Source organism: Streptococcus oralis (assembly GCF_026782345.1).
GTDB classification, from domain to species: domain Bacteria; phylum Bacillota; class Bacilli; order Lactobacillales; family Streptococcaceae; genus Streptococcus; species Streptococcus oralis_CK.
In genome coordinates this window covers 905,178-919,308 of sequence record NZ_JAKUWI010000001.1, presented here as the reverse complement: position 1 = coordinate 919,308, position 14,131 = coordinate 905,178, and the positions used below count along the sequence as shown (strand labels likewise).

The window sequence follows — 14,131 nt, the reverse complement described above, 5'->3', positions numbered from 1 at the left end:
AGGGATTTACCATGTCATCTTCTTATAATGTTATAATATCAAAAATAAAATAGGATGTCAATAAAAAATTGCTTTTTTTCTAAAATATTTTTGCTGTTCAAAATTGTAATTAAATAAGCAATTTTCAGATAATAATTGAAAATTCACGCTCTTTATGTTATAATGGTAGCGATTAAATGCGAGGTAAAAAATGGCACATTTATTAGAAAAAACAAGAAAAATTACTTCTATTTTGAAACGCTCAGAGGAGCAACTTCAAGATGAACTTCCCTATAATGCGATTACACGCCAGTTGGCAGATATTATTGATTGTAACGCTTGTATTGTGAATAGCAAGGGGCGCCTTTTAGGCTACTTCATGCGTTATAAAACGAATACAGATCGTGTAGAGCAGTTTTTTCAAACTAAGATTTTTCCAGATGATTATATTCAAGGTGCAAACATGATCTATGATACGGAAGCCAACCTTCCTGTTGAACATGATTTGACCATTTTCCCTGTAGAGAGCCGTGCGGATTTTCCAGATGGTTTGACGACCATTGCTCCGATTCATGTGTCAGGGATTCGCCTAGGTTCGTTGATCATTTGGCGCAATGATAAGAAATTTGAAGATGAAGATTTGATCCTTGTCGAGATTGCGAGCACGGTGGTAGGGATTCAACTCTTGAACTTCCAACGTGAAGAGGATGAGAAAAATATTCGTCGTCGTACTGCTGTTACCATGGCGGTCAATACCCTTTCTTATTCAGAACTTCGTGCCGTATCAGCTATTTTAGCTGAATTGGATGGAAATGAAGGACAGTTGACTGCATCTGTTATTGCAGACCGTATTGGCATTACACGCTCGGTGATTGTCAATGCGCTTCGTAAACTGGAGTCAGCAGGAATTATTGAGAGCCGTTCACTCGGAATGAAGGGGACTTATCTCAAAGTTCTAATTGCTGATATTTTTGAGGAAGTGAAAAAGAGGGACTACTAATGGCAAAGGCTTTAATCTCAATTGACTATACAGAGGATTTCGTAGCAGACCATGGAAAGCTGACTGCAGGGGCACCTGCTCAAGCCATATCAGAGGCAATTAATCGAGTAACCAGATTAGCTTTTGATCGTGGGGACTATATCTTTTTCACCATTGATGCCCATGAAGAGAAGGATACATTCCACCCAGAAAGCAAGCTCTTTCCGCCACACAACATCATCGGGACTAGTGGCCGTAACCTCTATGGCCCCCTAGCTGGCTTTTATGCTGAGCATGAGGCGGATAGTCGCGTCTTTTGGATAGACAAGCGTCACTATTCAGCATTTTCAGGTACGGACCTAGATATCCGCTTGCGAGAACGTCGTGTAGATACAGTCATTTTGACCGGTGTACTGACTGACATTTGCGTTCTTCATACGGCTATTGATGCCTATAATTTAGGTTATCAAATCGAGATTGTCAAGCCTGCAGTTGCCTCTATTTGGCCAGAAAATCATCAGTTTGCTCTTGGTCATTTTAAGAACACTTTGGGAGCCAAGTTGCTGGATGAAAATCTGGCTGAAATCCAAGAATAATTCCCTTGGAAAAATGAAAAAAATCTGAAAAAAGTGTTGACAAAGATTTTGAAAGTTGATATACTAGTAAAGTAATCGACGCGGGGATGGCGGAATTGGCAGACGCGCAGGACTAAGGATCCTGTGACCGCTTTAGGTCGTGAGGGTTCAAGTCCCTCTCTCCGCATAGGATAAGAGTTAGCTTTGGCTAGCTCTTTTTGTTTTTACAAAGAAGACTAGAGGCTACGTTTCGTATCTCGAAAAATATTGGCATCAAGAACAGTCATTGTATCAGAACATTTAAACTGAGTTTTCCATTTCATTCTATCAAGAATTTTCTCAGACACAAGTCAGAAAATGAAGAACTTAGGAAATGGAAAATGCTAAGCTGAAAGACGGTTCCAGCATTTATAAAATGGAGTATATTTTTGATTGGTAAAACGCATTCTATATGAGAAAAGTTAGCGTTCGCTAGCTTTTTTGTTTTTTTCAAAAAATTTTTTTGATTTCATAAACATTTCATATTTGGATTTTATAATAGTCTTACAAATATGGAGGTGACAAATGAATCCAATCCAAAGAGCTTGGGCTTATGTCAGCAGAAAACGACTGAGAAGTTTTATTTTATTTCTGATTTTATTTGTCCTTTTGGCAGGAATTTCAGCCTGTTTGACTCTGATGAAGTCCAACAAAACAGTAGAAAGCAATCTTTACAAATCACTCAATACATCTTTTTCTATCAAAAAGATAGAAAATGGACAGACCTTCAAGTTGTCTGACCTAGCATCCGTGAGCAAGATTAAGGGACTGGAAAATGTCTCTCCTGAACTCGAAACGGTCGCAAAACTGAAAGACAAGGAAGCGGTGAGTGGTGAGCAGAGCGTAGAACGTGATGATTTGTCAGCCGCGGACAAGAACTTGGTTAGCTTAACGGCTCTTGAAGATTCATCCAAGGATGTCACCTTTACCAGTTCGGCTTTCAATTTAAAAGAAGGGCGACACCTTCAAAAAGGAGACTCCAAGAAAATCCTCATCCACGAAGAGTTGGCTAAGAAGAACGGTCTTTCGCTTCATGACAAGATTGGCTTGGATGCTAGTCAGTCCGAAGCTGGAAAAGGGCAAACAGTTGAATTTGAAATTGTCGGCATCTTTTCTGGTAAAAAACAAGAAAAGTTCACAGGTTTGTCTTCCGACTTCAGTGAAAACCAGGTCTTTACAGACTATGAAAGTAGCCAAACGCTTCTGGGAAATAGTGAACCGCAAGTCAGTGCAGCGCGCTTCTATGTAGAAAATCCTAAGGAAATGGACGGACTCATGAAGCAGGTGGAAAACTTGGCTTTAGAAAGTCAAGGTTACCAAGTTGAGAAGGAAAACAAGGCCTTTGAACAAATCAAAGACTCAGTTGCAACCTTCCAAACCTTCCTCACCATCTTCCTTTATGGGATGTTGATAGCAGGAGCAGGAGCTTTGATTTTGGTCTTGTCTCTCTGGTTGAGAGAAAGAGTCTACGAAGTGGGAATTTTACTCGCACTTGGAAAAAGCAAGAGCTCGATCTTCCTACAGTTCTGTTTAGAGGTAGTGTTGGTATCTCTCGGAGCTTTGCTTCCATCCTTTATCGCTGGAAATGCCATCACATCCTATCTGCTCCAAACTGTACTAGCCAGTGGAGATCAGGCAAGCTTACAAGACACGCTGGCCAAAGCAAGCGGTCTATCAACTAGTCTCCTATCCTTTGCAGAATCCTATGTCTTTCTGCTCCTGATTGGTTGCTTGTCTGTAGCCCTTTGTTTCGTATTTCTATTCAGAAAATCGCCGAAAGAAATTTTATCATCTATTAGTTAATACTCTTCGAAAATCAAATTTAAACCGTGTCAGTCTTATCTGCAACCTCAAAGCTGTGCTTTGAGCAACCTGCGGTTAGCTTCCTAGTTTAATCTTTGATTTTCATTGAGTATAAGAAGGAGAAATCATGACTTTATTACAATTGCAAGATGTTACCTACCGTTATAAGAACACTGCTGAAGCAGTTTTATATCAGATCAAGTATAATTTTGAACCCGGAAAATTTTATAGTATCATTGGTGAGTCAGGAGCAGGAAAATCCACTCTCTTGTCCCTACTGGCTGGTCTAGATAGCCCTGTTGAAGGTTCTATCCTTTTCCAAGGAGAGGACATTCGGAATAAGGGGTATTCTTACCATCGCATGCACCATATTTCCCTGGTCTTTCAAAATTATAACTTGATAGATTATCTTTCTCCGCTGGAAAATATCCGCTTGGTCAACAAAAAGGCAAGTAAGGATACACTTCTTGAGCTTGGTTTGGATGAAAGTCAGATCAAGCGGAATGTTCTCCAGTTATCAGGTGGTCAACAGCAACGTGTAGCCATCGCTCGCAGTTTAGTCTCAGAAGCTCCGGTTATTCTAGCTGATGAGCCAACAGGAAATCTGGACCCTAAAACTGCTGGAGATATTATCGAACTGCTCAAATCACTTGCCGAGAAAACAGGTAAATGTGTGATCGTCGTCACCCACAGTAAAGAAGTGGCACAAGCGTCAGATATTACACTTGAATTGAAGAATAAGAAACTAACTGAAACTCGCAATACTACAAAATAAGATGAGCTTGTTTTGATAGAATTATAAAATCAAATCTAGAAAGGGAACCTATGTTACACAACGCATTTGCCTATGTTACAAGGAAGTTTTTCAAATCGATTGTTATCTTCCTGATTATTCTCCTCATGGCGAGCTTGAGTTTGGTCGGCTTGTCGATCAAGGGAGCTACAGCCAAGGCTTCTCAGGAGACCTTTAAAAATATCACCAATAGTTTCTCCATGCAAATCAATCGTCGCGTCAATCAAGGAACGCCACGTGGTTCTGGGAATATCAAGGGTGAGGATATCAAAAAAATCACCGAAAATAAGGCCATCGAGTCTTATGTTAAACGGATCAATGCTATCGGAGATTTGACTGGATATGACCTCATCGAAACACCAGAAACCAAGAAAAATCTCACTGCAGACCGTGCCAAACGTTTTGGAAGTAGTTTGATGATTACAGGTGTCAATGACTCCTCGAAAGAAGATAAGTTTGTCTCTGGTTCTTACAAACTAGTCGAAGGTGAGCACTTAACCAACGACGACAAGGACAAGATCCTCATGCACAAGGACTTGGCAGCTAAACACGGCTGGAAAGTTGGGGATAAGGTCAAACTAGACTCCAATATCTACGATGCAGACAATGAAAAAGGGGCCAAGGAAACAGTTGAAGTGACAATCAAGGGGCTCTTTGATGGCCACAATAAGTCAGCAGTAACCTACTCACAAGAACTCTATGAAAATACAGCTATCACAGACATTCACACTGCTGCAAAACTTTATGGATACACAGAAGACACAGCTATTTATGGGGACGCAACCTTCTTTGTAACAGCAGACAAGAACTTGGATGACGTCATGAAAGAGCTGAATGGTATCAGTGGTATCAACTGGAAGAGCTACACACTTGTGAAGAGCTCCTCTAACTACCCAGCTCTAGAGCAATCCATCTCTGGTATGTACAAGATGGCCAACCTCCTCTTCTGGGGTAGCTTGAGCTTCTCAGTTCTTCTCCTTGCACTCTTGCTCAGTCTTTGGATCAACGCCCGTCGCAAGGAAGTGGGAATTCTCCTCTCTATCGGTCTCAAGCAGGCAAGTATCTTGGGGCAATTCATCACTGAATCTATCCTGATTGCCATCCCTGCTCTAGTTTCTGCTTACTTTCTAGCCAACTACACAGCCCGTGCCATCGGAAATACTGTTCTTGCCAATGTCACTTCAGGTGTTGCCAAGCAAGCCAGCAAGGCTGCTCAAGCCTCTAACCTTGGTGGTGGTGCAGAAGTAGACGGCTTTAGCAAGACCTTGTCGAGCCTAGATATTTCTATTCAGACATCAGACTTTATCATCGTCTTTGTCCTTGCCTTGGTTCTAGTGGTTCTCGTTATGGCGCTTGCCTCAAGCAATCTCCTCAGAAAACAACCAAAAGAGCTCTTGCTCGATAGTGAATAAAAAACTTGCTACCTATTCTCTCCTAAATGGGGTATAATATAGGTAGCATTTTTATCTATTTCATCTTGATGGGAAGAGGTTTTATCAGGATGAAACTGAGATAATTTACAAGAAATTTAAAGGAATGAGAAACACTTTTCTATGAAAATTTTAATTGTAGAAGATGAAGAGATGATCCGTGAGGGAATCAGTGACTATTTGACGGATTGTGGCTATGAAACCATTGAAGCAGCAGACGGTCAGGAAGCTCTGGAAAAATTTTCCAGCTATGAAGTTGCTCTAGTACTGCTGGATATCCAGATGCCCAAGCTTAATGGCCTCGAAGTCCTAGCTGAGATTCGCAAAACCAGTCAAGTTCCTGTCCTGATGCTGACCGCCTTTCAGGATGAAGAATACAAGATGAGTGCTTTTGCTTCTCTGGCAGACGGCTATCTGGAAAAACCCTTCTCCCTGTCTCTCTTAAAAGTGAGGGTAGATGCAATTTTCAAGCGCTACTACGATACAGGACGAGTCTTCTCCTATAAGGATACAAAGGTGGACTTTGAGAGCTACAGTGCAAGCCTCGCAGGTCAAGAAGTGGCTATCAATGCCAAAGAGTTGGAAATTCTGGACTATCTGGTGAAAAATGAAGGACGGGCCTTGACTCGTTCTCAGATAATTGATGCGGTCTGGAAGGTGACAGATGAGGTTCCCTTTGACCGTGTCATTGATGTCTATATCAAGGAACTGCGGAAAAAGCTAGACTTGGATTGTATCCTCACTGTGCGCAATGTTGGTTATAAATTGGAGCGAAAATGAAACGAACAGGTCTATTTACTAAAATATTTATCTATACCTTCTCGATTTTTAGTGTTCTGGTTATTTGTCTTCATTTAGCTATTTATTTTCTCTTTCCATCGACTTATCTGAGCCACCGTCAGAAAACCATTGGTCAGAAAGCGACAGCTATTGCCCAGTCCCTAGAAGGAAAGGATAGGCAAAGTATCGAGCAAGTGTTAGATTTGTATTCCCAGACCAGTGATATCAAAGGGTCCGTTAAGGGTGAGATGACTGAGGACAAGTTAGAGGTTAAGGATAATTTTCCACTAGATACAGCTCGCCAGACAACCTCCCTCTTTATTGAGGAGCGTGAGGTGAAAACGCAAGACGGTAGCACTATGACTCTTCAGTTTCTAGCTTCCATGGATTTGCAAAAGGAAGCAGAGCAGATTAGTCTTCAATTTCTTCCCTATACCTTGTTGGCATCCTTTCTGATTTCCCTTTTGGTTGCTTACATCTACGCTCGGACCATTGTTGCCCCGATTTTGGAAATCAAGCGGGTGACCCGTCGGATGATGGATTTGGATGCCCAAGTGCGATTGCGCGTGGATTCTAAGGATGAGATTGGTGATCTCAAGGAACAAATCAATAGCCTTTACCAGCATCTCTTGACTGTCATTGCGGACTTGCATGACAAGAATGAAGCTATTCTCCAGCTGGAGAAGATGAAGGTTGAGTTCCTACGAGGGGCTTCTCATGAATTGAAAACACCTCTGGCTAGCTTGAAAATTCTGATTGAAAATATGAAAGAAAATGTCGGTCGTTATAAGGATAGAGACCACTATCTGGGAGTTGCCTTGGGAATTGTAGACGACCTCAGTCACCACGTTCTCCAGATATTGTCTCTTTCTTCTGTTCAGGAATTGCGAGACGAGAAAGAAGAGGTTGACCTCCTTCAGATGACGCAAAGTCTGGTCAAGGATTATGCTTTACTCGCCAAGGAGAAAGAACTTCAGGTAGACATTAGCCTAACCCATCAGCAGGCTTACATAAACCCATCTGTCATGAAATTGATTCTATCGAATCTCATCAGTAATGCTATCAAGCACTCCACTCCAGGTGGCTTGGTTCGTATCGGCGAGAGAGAAGGGGAATTCTTTATTGAGAATAGCTGTAGTCCTGAAGAACAAGAAAAGCTGGTCCAGTCTTTTTCTGAAAATGCTAGTCGCAAGGCCAAAGGTTCGGGGATGGGACTCTTTGTGGTCAAAAGTTTATTAGAACATGAGAAATTGCCTTATCGTTTTGAAAGGCAGGATGATCGCTTGACTTTCTTTATACGCTTTCCTAGAGTTAGCCAAGATTAAAAAAGAAAGGGTTTACATTGATCGGATTAGAAGAAATTCAATCTAAAGTATGGGAAAAACTAGCTTTTTTTATCAAAAAGTGATAAAATGAACAATGTAAATGGGTTGACCCATAAAAATATACAGGAGGCCTGATAAAATGGCAATCGTTTCAGCAGAAAAATTTGTCCAAGCAGCTCGTGACAACGGTTATGCAGTTGGTGGATTTAACACAAACAACCTTGAGTGGACTCAAGCTATCTTGCGTGCAGCAGAAGCTAAAAAAGCTCCAGTTTTGATCCAAACTTCTATGGGTGCTGCGAAATACATGGGTGGTTACAAAGTATGTAAACTTCTCATCGAAAACCTTGTAGAATCAATGGGAATTACTGTACCAGTTGCTATTCACCTTGACCATGGTCATTATGAAGATGCACTTGAATGTATCCGAGTTGGTTATACTTCAGTTATGTTTGACGGTTCACACCTTCCAGTTGAAGAAAACCTTGAAAAAGCTCGTAAAGTTGTAGAATTTGCTCATGCAAACGGCGTATCAGTAGAAGCTGAAGTTGGTACTATCGGTGGTGAAGAAGACGGAATCATTGGTGATGGCGAATTGGCTCCAATTGAAGATGCTAAAGCAATGGTTGCAACTGGTATTGACTTCTTGGCAGCTGGTATCGGTAACATCCACGGTCCTTACCCAGCAAACTGGAAAGGTCTTCACCTTGATCACTTGCAAAAATTGACAGAAGCAGTCCCAGGCTTCCCAATCGTGTTGCATGGTGGTTCAGGTATTCCTGATGACCAAATCCAAGCAGCTATCAAACTTGGTGTTGCGAAAGTTAACGTTAACACTGAATGCCAAATCGCATTTGCTAACGCAACTCGTAAATTTGTTGCTGAATACGAAGCAAACGAAGCAGAATACGATAAGAAGAAACTCTTTGACCCACGTAAATTCTTGAAACCAGGTTTCGAAGCAATTACAGAAGCTGTTGAAGAACGTATCGACGTATTCGGTTCAGAAGGTAAAGCATAATTTAGCTGAACAATACAGAAAGAACCTACCCATTAGGGTGGGTTTTTTGGTGTTTTAAGGAAACTACTAAACCAGAATTTTTGATTAAAACTATTATTTTTAGAGAGAAATCTCTAATTTCATAATCTTCAGGCAAACGCTTGCATTTTATTTTTTATTGGACTATAATAGGTTGGTATAAAGCCTTCTGTAATGATAAAATGTGGAAGGTGTAAAAAGTAAGGATTTAGAATATTTGTAGTCAAAAATACAATGTTGCTATTCCTTGCGACAGGGAGATAGATATGGCAATGATAGAAGTGGAACATCTTCAGAAAAATTTTGTGAAGACAGTAAAGGAGCCGGGGTTAAAGGGAGCTTTGCGCTCCTTTATTCATCCTGAAAAGCAGACCTTTGAAGCGGTCAAGGATTTGACTTTTGAGGTACCCAGGGGCCAAATTTTAGGCTTTATTGGAGCTAATGGTGCTGGGAAGTCGACAACCATCAAAATGCTGACCGGGATTTTGAAACCGACGTCTGGTTTTTGTCGGATTAACGGCAAGATTCCGCAGGACAATCGTCAAGATTATGTCAAGGATATTGGGGTTGTCTTTGGACAACGAACCCAGCTATGGTGGGATTTGGCTCTGCAAGAGACCTACACGGTATTAAAAGAGATTTACGATGTGCCGGACTTGCTCTTTCATAAACGCATGGACTTTTTGAATGAAGTCTTGGATTTGAAGAATTTTATCAAGGACCCCGTGCGCACTCTTTCACTGGGGCAACGGATGCGGGCGGATATTGCGGCTTCCTTGCTCCACAATCCCAAGGTTCTCTTTTTAGATGAGCCGACCATTGGTTTGGATGTTTCCGTCAAGGACAACATTCGTCGGGCCATTACTCAGATCAATCAAGAGGAAGCAACAACCATTCTCTTGACCACTCATGACCTGAGCGATATTGAGCAACTTTGTGATCGGATTTTCATGATTGACAGGGGGCAGGAGATTTTTGATGGAACGGTTAGCCAGCTCAAGGAGACCTTTGGCAAGATGAAGACACTCTCCTTTGAACTGGTGCCAGGTCAAAGTCATCTCGTCTCTCACTATGAAGGCTTGCCCGACATGACCATTGATAGACAAGGAAATAGCCTCAACATTGAATTCGATAGTTCCCGCTACCAGTCAGCTGATATTATCAAGCAAACCCTGTCTGATTTTGAAATCCGCGATTTGAAGATGGTGGATACGGATATTGAGGATATTATCCGTCGCTTCTATCGGAAGGAGCTTTAAGATGGTCAAATTGTGGAGACGTTATAAACCCTTTATCAATGCAGGGATTCAGGAGTTGATCACCTATCGAGTCAACTTTCTTCTCTATCGGATTGGTGATGTGATGGGGGCTTTTGTGGCCTTTTATCTCTGGAAGGCCGTCTTTGATTCTTCGCAAGAGCCTTTGATTCAGGGATTCAGTATGGCGGATATCACCCTCTACATCATCATGAGTTTTGTGACCAATCTGTTAACCAAGTCAGATAGCTCCTTTATGATTGGGGAGGAGGTCAAGGATGGCTCCATTATCATGCGCTTGCTGCGACCAGTGCATTTTGCGGCCTCTTATCTCTTCACCGAACTTGGTTCCAAGTGGTTGATTTTTATCTCTGTTGGACTGCCATTTTTAAGTGTCATTGTCTTGATGAAAATCTTATCTGGACAAGGGATTGTAGAAGTGCTGGGCTTAACTATCCTTTATCTCTTTAGCTTGATGCTGGCCTACCTGATTGACTTTTTCTTTAATATCTGCTTTGGATTTTCAGCCTTTGTATTTAAAAATCTATGGGGTTCCAATCTACTCAAGACTTCCATAGTGGCCTTTATGTCTGGAAGCTTGATTCCCTTGGCTTTCTTTCCTAAGGTGGTTTCAGATATTTTGTCTTTCTTGCCTTTCTCATCCTTGATCTATACTCCGGTCATGATTATCGTTGGGAAATACGATGCTAGTCGGATTCTTCATGCGCTTTTGCTTCAGTTTTTCTGGCTCTTAGTGATGGTGGGTCTGTCTCAGTTGATTTGGAAACGAGTCCAGTCATTTATCACCATTCAGGGAGGATAGTATGAAAAAATATCAACGTATGCATCTGATTTTTATCAGACAATACATCAAACAAATCATGGAATACAAGGTGGATTTTGTGGTTGGTGTGCTAGGAGTTTTTCTGACCCAAGGCTTGAATCTCTTGTTTCTCAATGTCATCTTTCAACACATTCCATCACTAGAAGGTTGGACTTTTCAAGAAATTGCCTTTATCTATGGTTTTTCTTTGATTCCAAAAGGATTGGACCACCTCTTTTTTGACAATCTCTGGGCATTGGGACAACGCTTGGTGAGAAAAGGTGAGTTTGACAAGTACTTGACTCGTCCTATCAATCCGCTCTTTCACATCCTAGTTGAGACCTTTCAGATTGATGCCTTGGGCGAACTCTTGGTCGGTGGCATTTTACTAGGGACAACAGTATCAAGTATTGCTTGGACTCTTCCCAAATTCCTGCTTTTCCTAGTCTGTATTCCCTTTGCGACCTTGATTTATACTTCCTTGAAAATCGCGACAGCCAGTATCGCTTTTTGGACCAAGCAGTCAGGTGCCATGATTTACATTTTTTATATGTTTAATGATTTTGCCAAGTATCCGATTTCTATTTACAATTCGCTTCTTCGTTGGTTGATTAGCTTTATCGTGCCTTTCGCCTTTACAGCCTACTATCCTGCCAGCTATTTCTTGCAGGACAAGGATGGACTCTTTAATATCGGTGGTTTGATTCTGATTTCCCTTGTTTTCTTTGCTATTTCTTTGGAACTCTGGAACAGGGGCTTAGATGCCTACGAAAGTGCGGGTTCGTAAAAGGAAGAATCTCAAAGCCTTGTCTCAGGACAGGCTTTTTCTAATGGAGATGAAAATTTCTTGACATCTATTCTCAGAGTGCTATACTAAAAGGGTAATCGCCGATTTAGCTCAGTTGGTAGAGCAACGCACTCGTAACGCGTAGGTCACAGGTTCGATCCCTGCAATCGGCAGAATGAAGAAGTCCATTAGGGCTTCTTTTCTTTTGTTACTACTATTCAACCACTTAGACCGAGATATTGACCAGATAGGCAAAAAGGCTTGTTCTTGAAAAAATCCTCTGCTATAATGAATTTTGTAAGGGATGTGAAGAGTTGGTGTCAGACAACTCAAGTTCCCAAAAAAGAAAATGGAGACAAAAAATGAAAAAATTATTAGGACTTGTATTTTTAGTAGCAGCAGCGCTAGTATTGTATTTCGGATCTGTTGGATGGCCAAGTTTGGATGTCAATCTCTGGTCACTCATTCCAGTAGGATTGTTCCTCTATTTTACACTAGAAAACTTTTTGAAAAAAGACTACAAGGCAAGCTTGATGTGCTTGATTATCGCCTTTATCATTGCAAATGCTATTTTTGATCTGTTGCCAATTTCAAGTGGTTTGGTGATTGGTGCCGGTGTGCTAGCTTGTGTAGGACTTGGCTACCTCTTTCCTGATAAAGATAAAAAAGAAGGCAAATAAAAAGTCTCGAGATTTCTCGAGACTTTTTTACTGACCAGCATAATATTTTTGGATCCCCTTTACGATGCCTGCGACCAGTTTATCTTGGTAGTGGCTATCTCTGATTTGTTGGTTTTCGGTGAAATTATCCATATAACCAAGCTCTAGGAGAACCGCTGGTTTGGCTGTTTCGCGTAGGACAGCAAAGCTGCTCTCCAACAGACCAGCATCCTTAGCTCCTGTTTCTGCTAGAAGAGAGGAGTGGATGGCAGCGGCGAGGCGTTTGCTTTCACTCATACGATCAGGGTGATTGTGCCAGTATTTATTAATCTTACTTGGATAATCAGGTTCATCTCTATAGGAGTAGGTTTGAATACCGCTCGCTTTTGAGTAGGTATTACCAGTAGCGTTGAAGTGAATACTGATAAAAATATCAGAGTTGGTTTTATTAACCATACGAGAACGTTCGGTAACAAAGTCAACGTCAATATCACTATCACGAGAGGTGAGGACCTTGTAGCCCAGTTCCTCTAACTTAGCACGAAGTTTACGGTAAATCTGCATGTTGAGATCTTTTTCAGCTACATTGTAGTAAAAGGCACCTGAATCTTGACCACCATGCCCAGGATCTAGGAAGATAGTATTGCTGTATTGACCTTTTACAAATCCACCTTCTGTTGAAACTTCAGAAATCCATTGGCCATATTTTTGGAACAAGTGCTCCTTGCCGTCTATCTTGTAAGTTCCTGAAACATAATGTCCACTATCGTCCAGATAGTAACGAGCCTTGTAATAGTCGTCGTAAATCCACTCATTCTTGGCCATATAACCGCCAGACTTGAGGTAGTATGCCCCAATCCACTCCTGATTTGCATAACGGCCATCCGCTTTTAGATAGAACCAGCTATTGTAGGATTTATCAAAAATCCACTCTTTTTCCGCCATGGCTCCACTGGCTTTGAGGTAGTAGCTTCCTTTCCATTTATTGGAAAGCATGACTCCATTTTGTTCAAAAGCATACCAAGAGCCATTGATTTTCTCCCATTTGTCTTGGCTATATTTCCCATATGCATTAGCGTAATACCAATTTTCATTGATTTTCACCCAAGAGTTTTCAGCCATGGCACCGCTATCGCCTAGCAGGTAGGCACCAATGGTTGTCTGGCTGAGCATCACGCCGTTTTTATCAAAATAATACCAAGAACCGTTGATTTTCTCCCACTTGTCTTGCGAGATTCTGCTAGATGGTGTGACATAATACCAATTTTGGTCTAATTTAATCCAACCCTTTTCTGCCATAGCTCCACTATTTGTGAGCAGATAGCCGTCAACGGAGGTGTCGCTGAGCATGCTTCCAGTTTGGTCAAAATAGTACCAGGAGCCGTTAATTTTTTTCCAGGTGTTCTGAGCTAGTCGTCCAGAGGAATCAGCATAATACCATTGGTTGTCCAAATTGGTCCAGCTATTTTCTACCATAACCCCATCTTGGTCAAAGGCATAGCCTTTGTAGATAGTAGAATGAAGACGATTACCATCTTGATCGAAGTAGTACCATTTGCCTTGGATTTGTTTCCAGTTCAAAGCAGGTTTATCATCTTGGTAAAAACGCCAGTGGTGATTTTCTTGGTACCACCCTTCTTTTGGGGGCTTGTCTTCTTGCACATCTACTTTCGGAAGCACCTCTGATTTAGAGTTTTCCTCAACACTCGACTCTTTCTTTTCTTCTTTGGCAATTGATTCCTTGACAGCAGATGTGGATTGAGTTGTATTTTCTTCTCCTAAGACGGATGCGGGTGCCAATCCTGCGATTGAAAGGATTAAAGCACTGGTCAGTAGTATCTTTTTCACTTTCTATTTCCTAACT

General features: G+C 41.4%; 13 protein-coding genes and 2 tRNA genes. 14 read left to right on the top strand and 1 reads right to left on the bottom strand.

Features of this window, described 5'->3' with window-relative positions; translation table 11 throughout:
- Window positions 1–190: 190 nt before the first annotated feature.
- The 14 genes from codY (at window position 191) to MK405_RS04495 (ending at window position 12,288) form a co-directional block, all read left to right on the top strand.
- Window positions 191–979: a GTP-sensing pleiotropic transcriptional regulator CodY gene (gene codY / locus MK405_RS04560; protein ID WP_033605952.1), complete on the top strand. Its 789-nt coding sequence runs from the start codon at window positions 191–193 to the stop codon at window positions 977–979.
- Window positions 979–1,554: a cysteine hydrolase family protein gene (locus tag MK405_RS04555; RefSeq protein WP_001029642.1), complete on the top strand. Its 576-nt coding sequence runs from the start codon at window positions 979–981 to the stop codon at window positions 1,552–1,554. The genes codY and MK405_RS04555 overlap by 1 nt, the downstream gene beginning before the upstream one ends.
- Window positions 1,555–1,634: 80 nt before the next feature.
- Window positions 1,635–1,720 (top strand) — tRNA-Leu (locus MK405_RS04550).
- A 377-nt stretch (window positions 1,721–2,097) separates the two neighbouring features.
- On the top strand, window positions 2,098–3,375 hold the full coding sequence (locus MK405_RS04545) for an ABC transporter permease (RefSeq protein ID WP_268704432.1): 1,278 nt from the start codon (window positions 2,098–2,100) through the stop codon (window positions 3,373–3,375).
- Window positions 3,376–3,502: 127 nt separating this feature from the next.
- Window positions 3,503–4,150 (top strand): ABC transporter ATP-binding subunit Vex2, encoded by a 648-nt coding sequence (gene vex2, locus MK405_RS04540; protein ID WP_000173736.1) that lies wholly within the window; start codon window positions 3,503–3,505, stop codon window positions 4,148–4,150.
- A gap of 50 nt (window positions 4,151–4,200) precedes the next feature.
- The gene (gene vex3 / locus MK405_RS04535; protein ID WP_000903002.1) at window positions 4,201–5,580 is read left to right on the top strand and encodes an ABC transporter permease subunit Vex3; all 1,380 of its coding nucleotides are present in this window, start codon (window positions 4,201–4,203) and stop codon (window positions 5,578–5,580) included.
- 141 nt (window positions 5,581–5,721) lie between these two features.
- A complete protein-coding gene (vncR, locus tag MK405_RS04530; RefSeq protein WP_084932977.1) occupies window positions 5,722–6,378 on the top strand; it encodes a response regulator transcription factor VncR in 657 nt (218 codons plus the stop codon).
- Window positions 6,375–7,703 (top strand): sensor histidine kinase VncS, encoded by a 1,329-nt coding sequence (gene vncS, locus MK405_RS04525; protein WP_268704431.1) that lies wholly within the window; start codon window positions 6,375–6,377, stop codon window positions 7,701–7,703. The genes vncR and vncS overlap by 4 nt, the downstream gene beginning before the upstream one ends.
- A gap of 139 nt (window positions 7,704–7,842) precedes the next feature.
- Window positions 7,843–8,724, top strand: a complete 882-nt coding sequence (locus MK405_RS04520) for a class II fructose-bisphosphate aldolase (protein ID WP_001019007.1) — start codon at window positions 7,843–7,845, stop codon at window positions 8,722–8,724.
- 284 nt (window positions 8,725–9,008) lie between these two features.
- Complete coding sequence (locus MK405_RS04515) at window positions 9,009–10,001, top strand: ABC transporter ATP-binding protein (RefSeq protein WP_268704430.1); 993 nt, start codon at window positions 9,009–9,011, stop codon at window positions 9,999–10,001.
- A 1-nt stretch (window position 10,002) separates the two neighbouring features.
- Window positions 10,003–10,821, top strand: coding sequence for an ABC transporter permease (locus tag MK405_RS04510; protein WP_268704429.1), 819 nt, complete (start codon window positions 10,003–10,005; stop codon window positions 10,819–10,821).
- A gap of 1 nt (window position 10,822) precedes the next feature.
- Entirely contained in the window at window positions 10,823–11,608 is a 786-nt protein-coding gene (locus MK405_RS04505; protein WP_268704428.1) for an ABC transporter permease, read from the top strand.
- Window positions 11,609–11,708: 100 nt separating this feature from the next.
- Window positions 11,709–11,781: transfer RNA gene (locus tag MK405_RS04500), tRNA-Thr, on the top strand.
- A 189-nt stretch (window positions 11,782–11,970) separates the two neighbouring features.
- The gene (locus MK405_RS04495; RefSeq protein WP_000734660.1) at window positions 11,971–12,288 is read left to right on the top strand and encodes a hypothetical protein; all 318 of its coding nucleotides are present in this window, start codon (window positions 11,971–11,973) and stop codon (window positions 12,286–12,288) included.
- Between the two features lie 27 nt (window positions 12,289–12,315).
- Here the strand turns inward: MK405_RS04495 and MK405_RS04490 are convergent, their stop codons facing one another.
- Window positions 12,316–14,115, bottom strand: coding sequence for an N-acetylmuramoyl-L-alanine amidase (locus MK405_RS04490; RefSeq protein ID WP_268704427.1), 1,800 nt, complete (start codon window positions 14,113–14,115; stop codon window positions 12,316–12,318).
- Window positions 14,116–14,131: the final 16 nt, after the last annotated feature.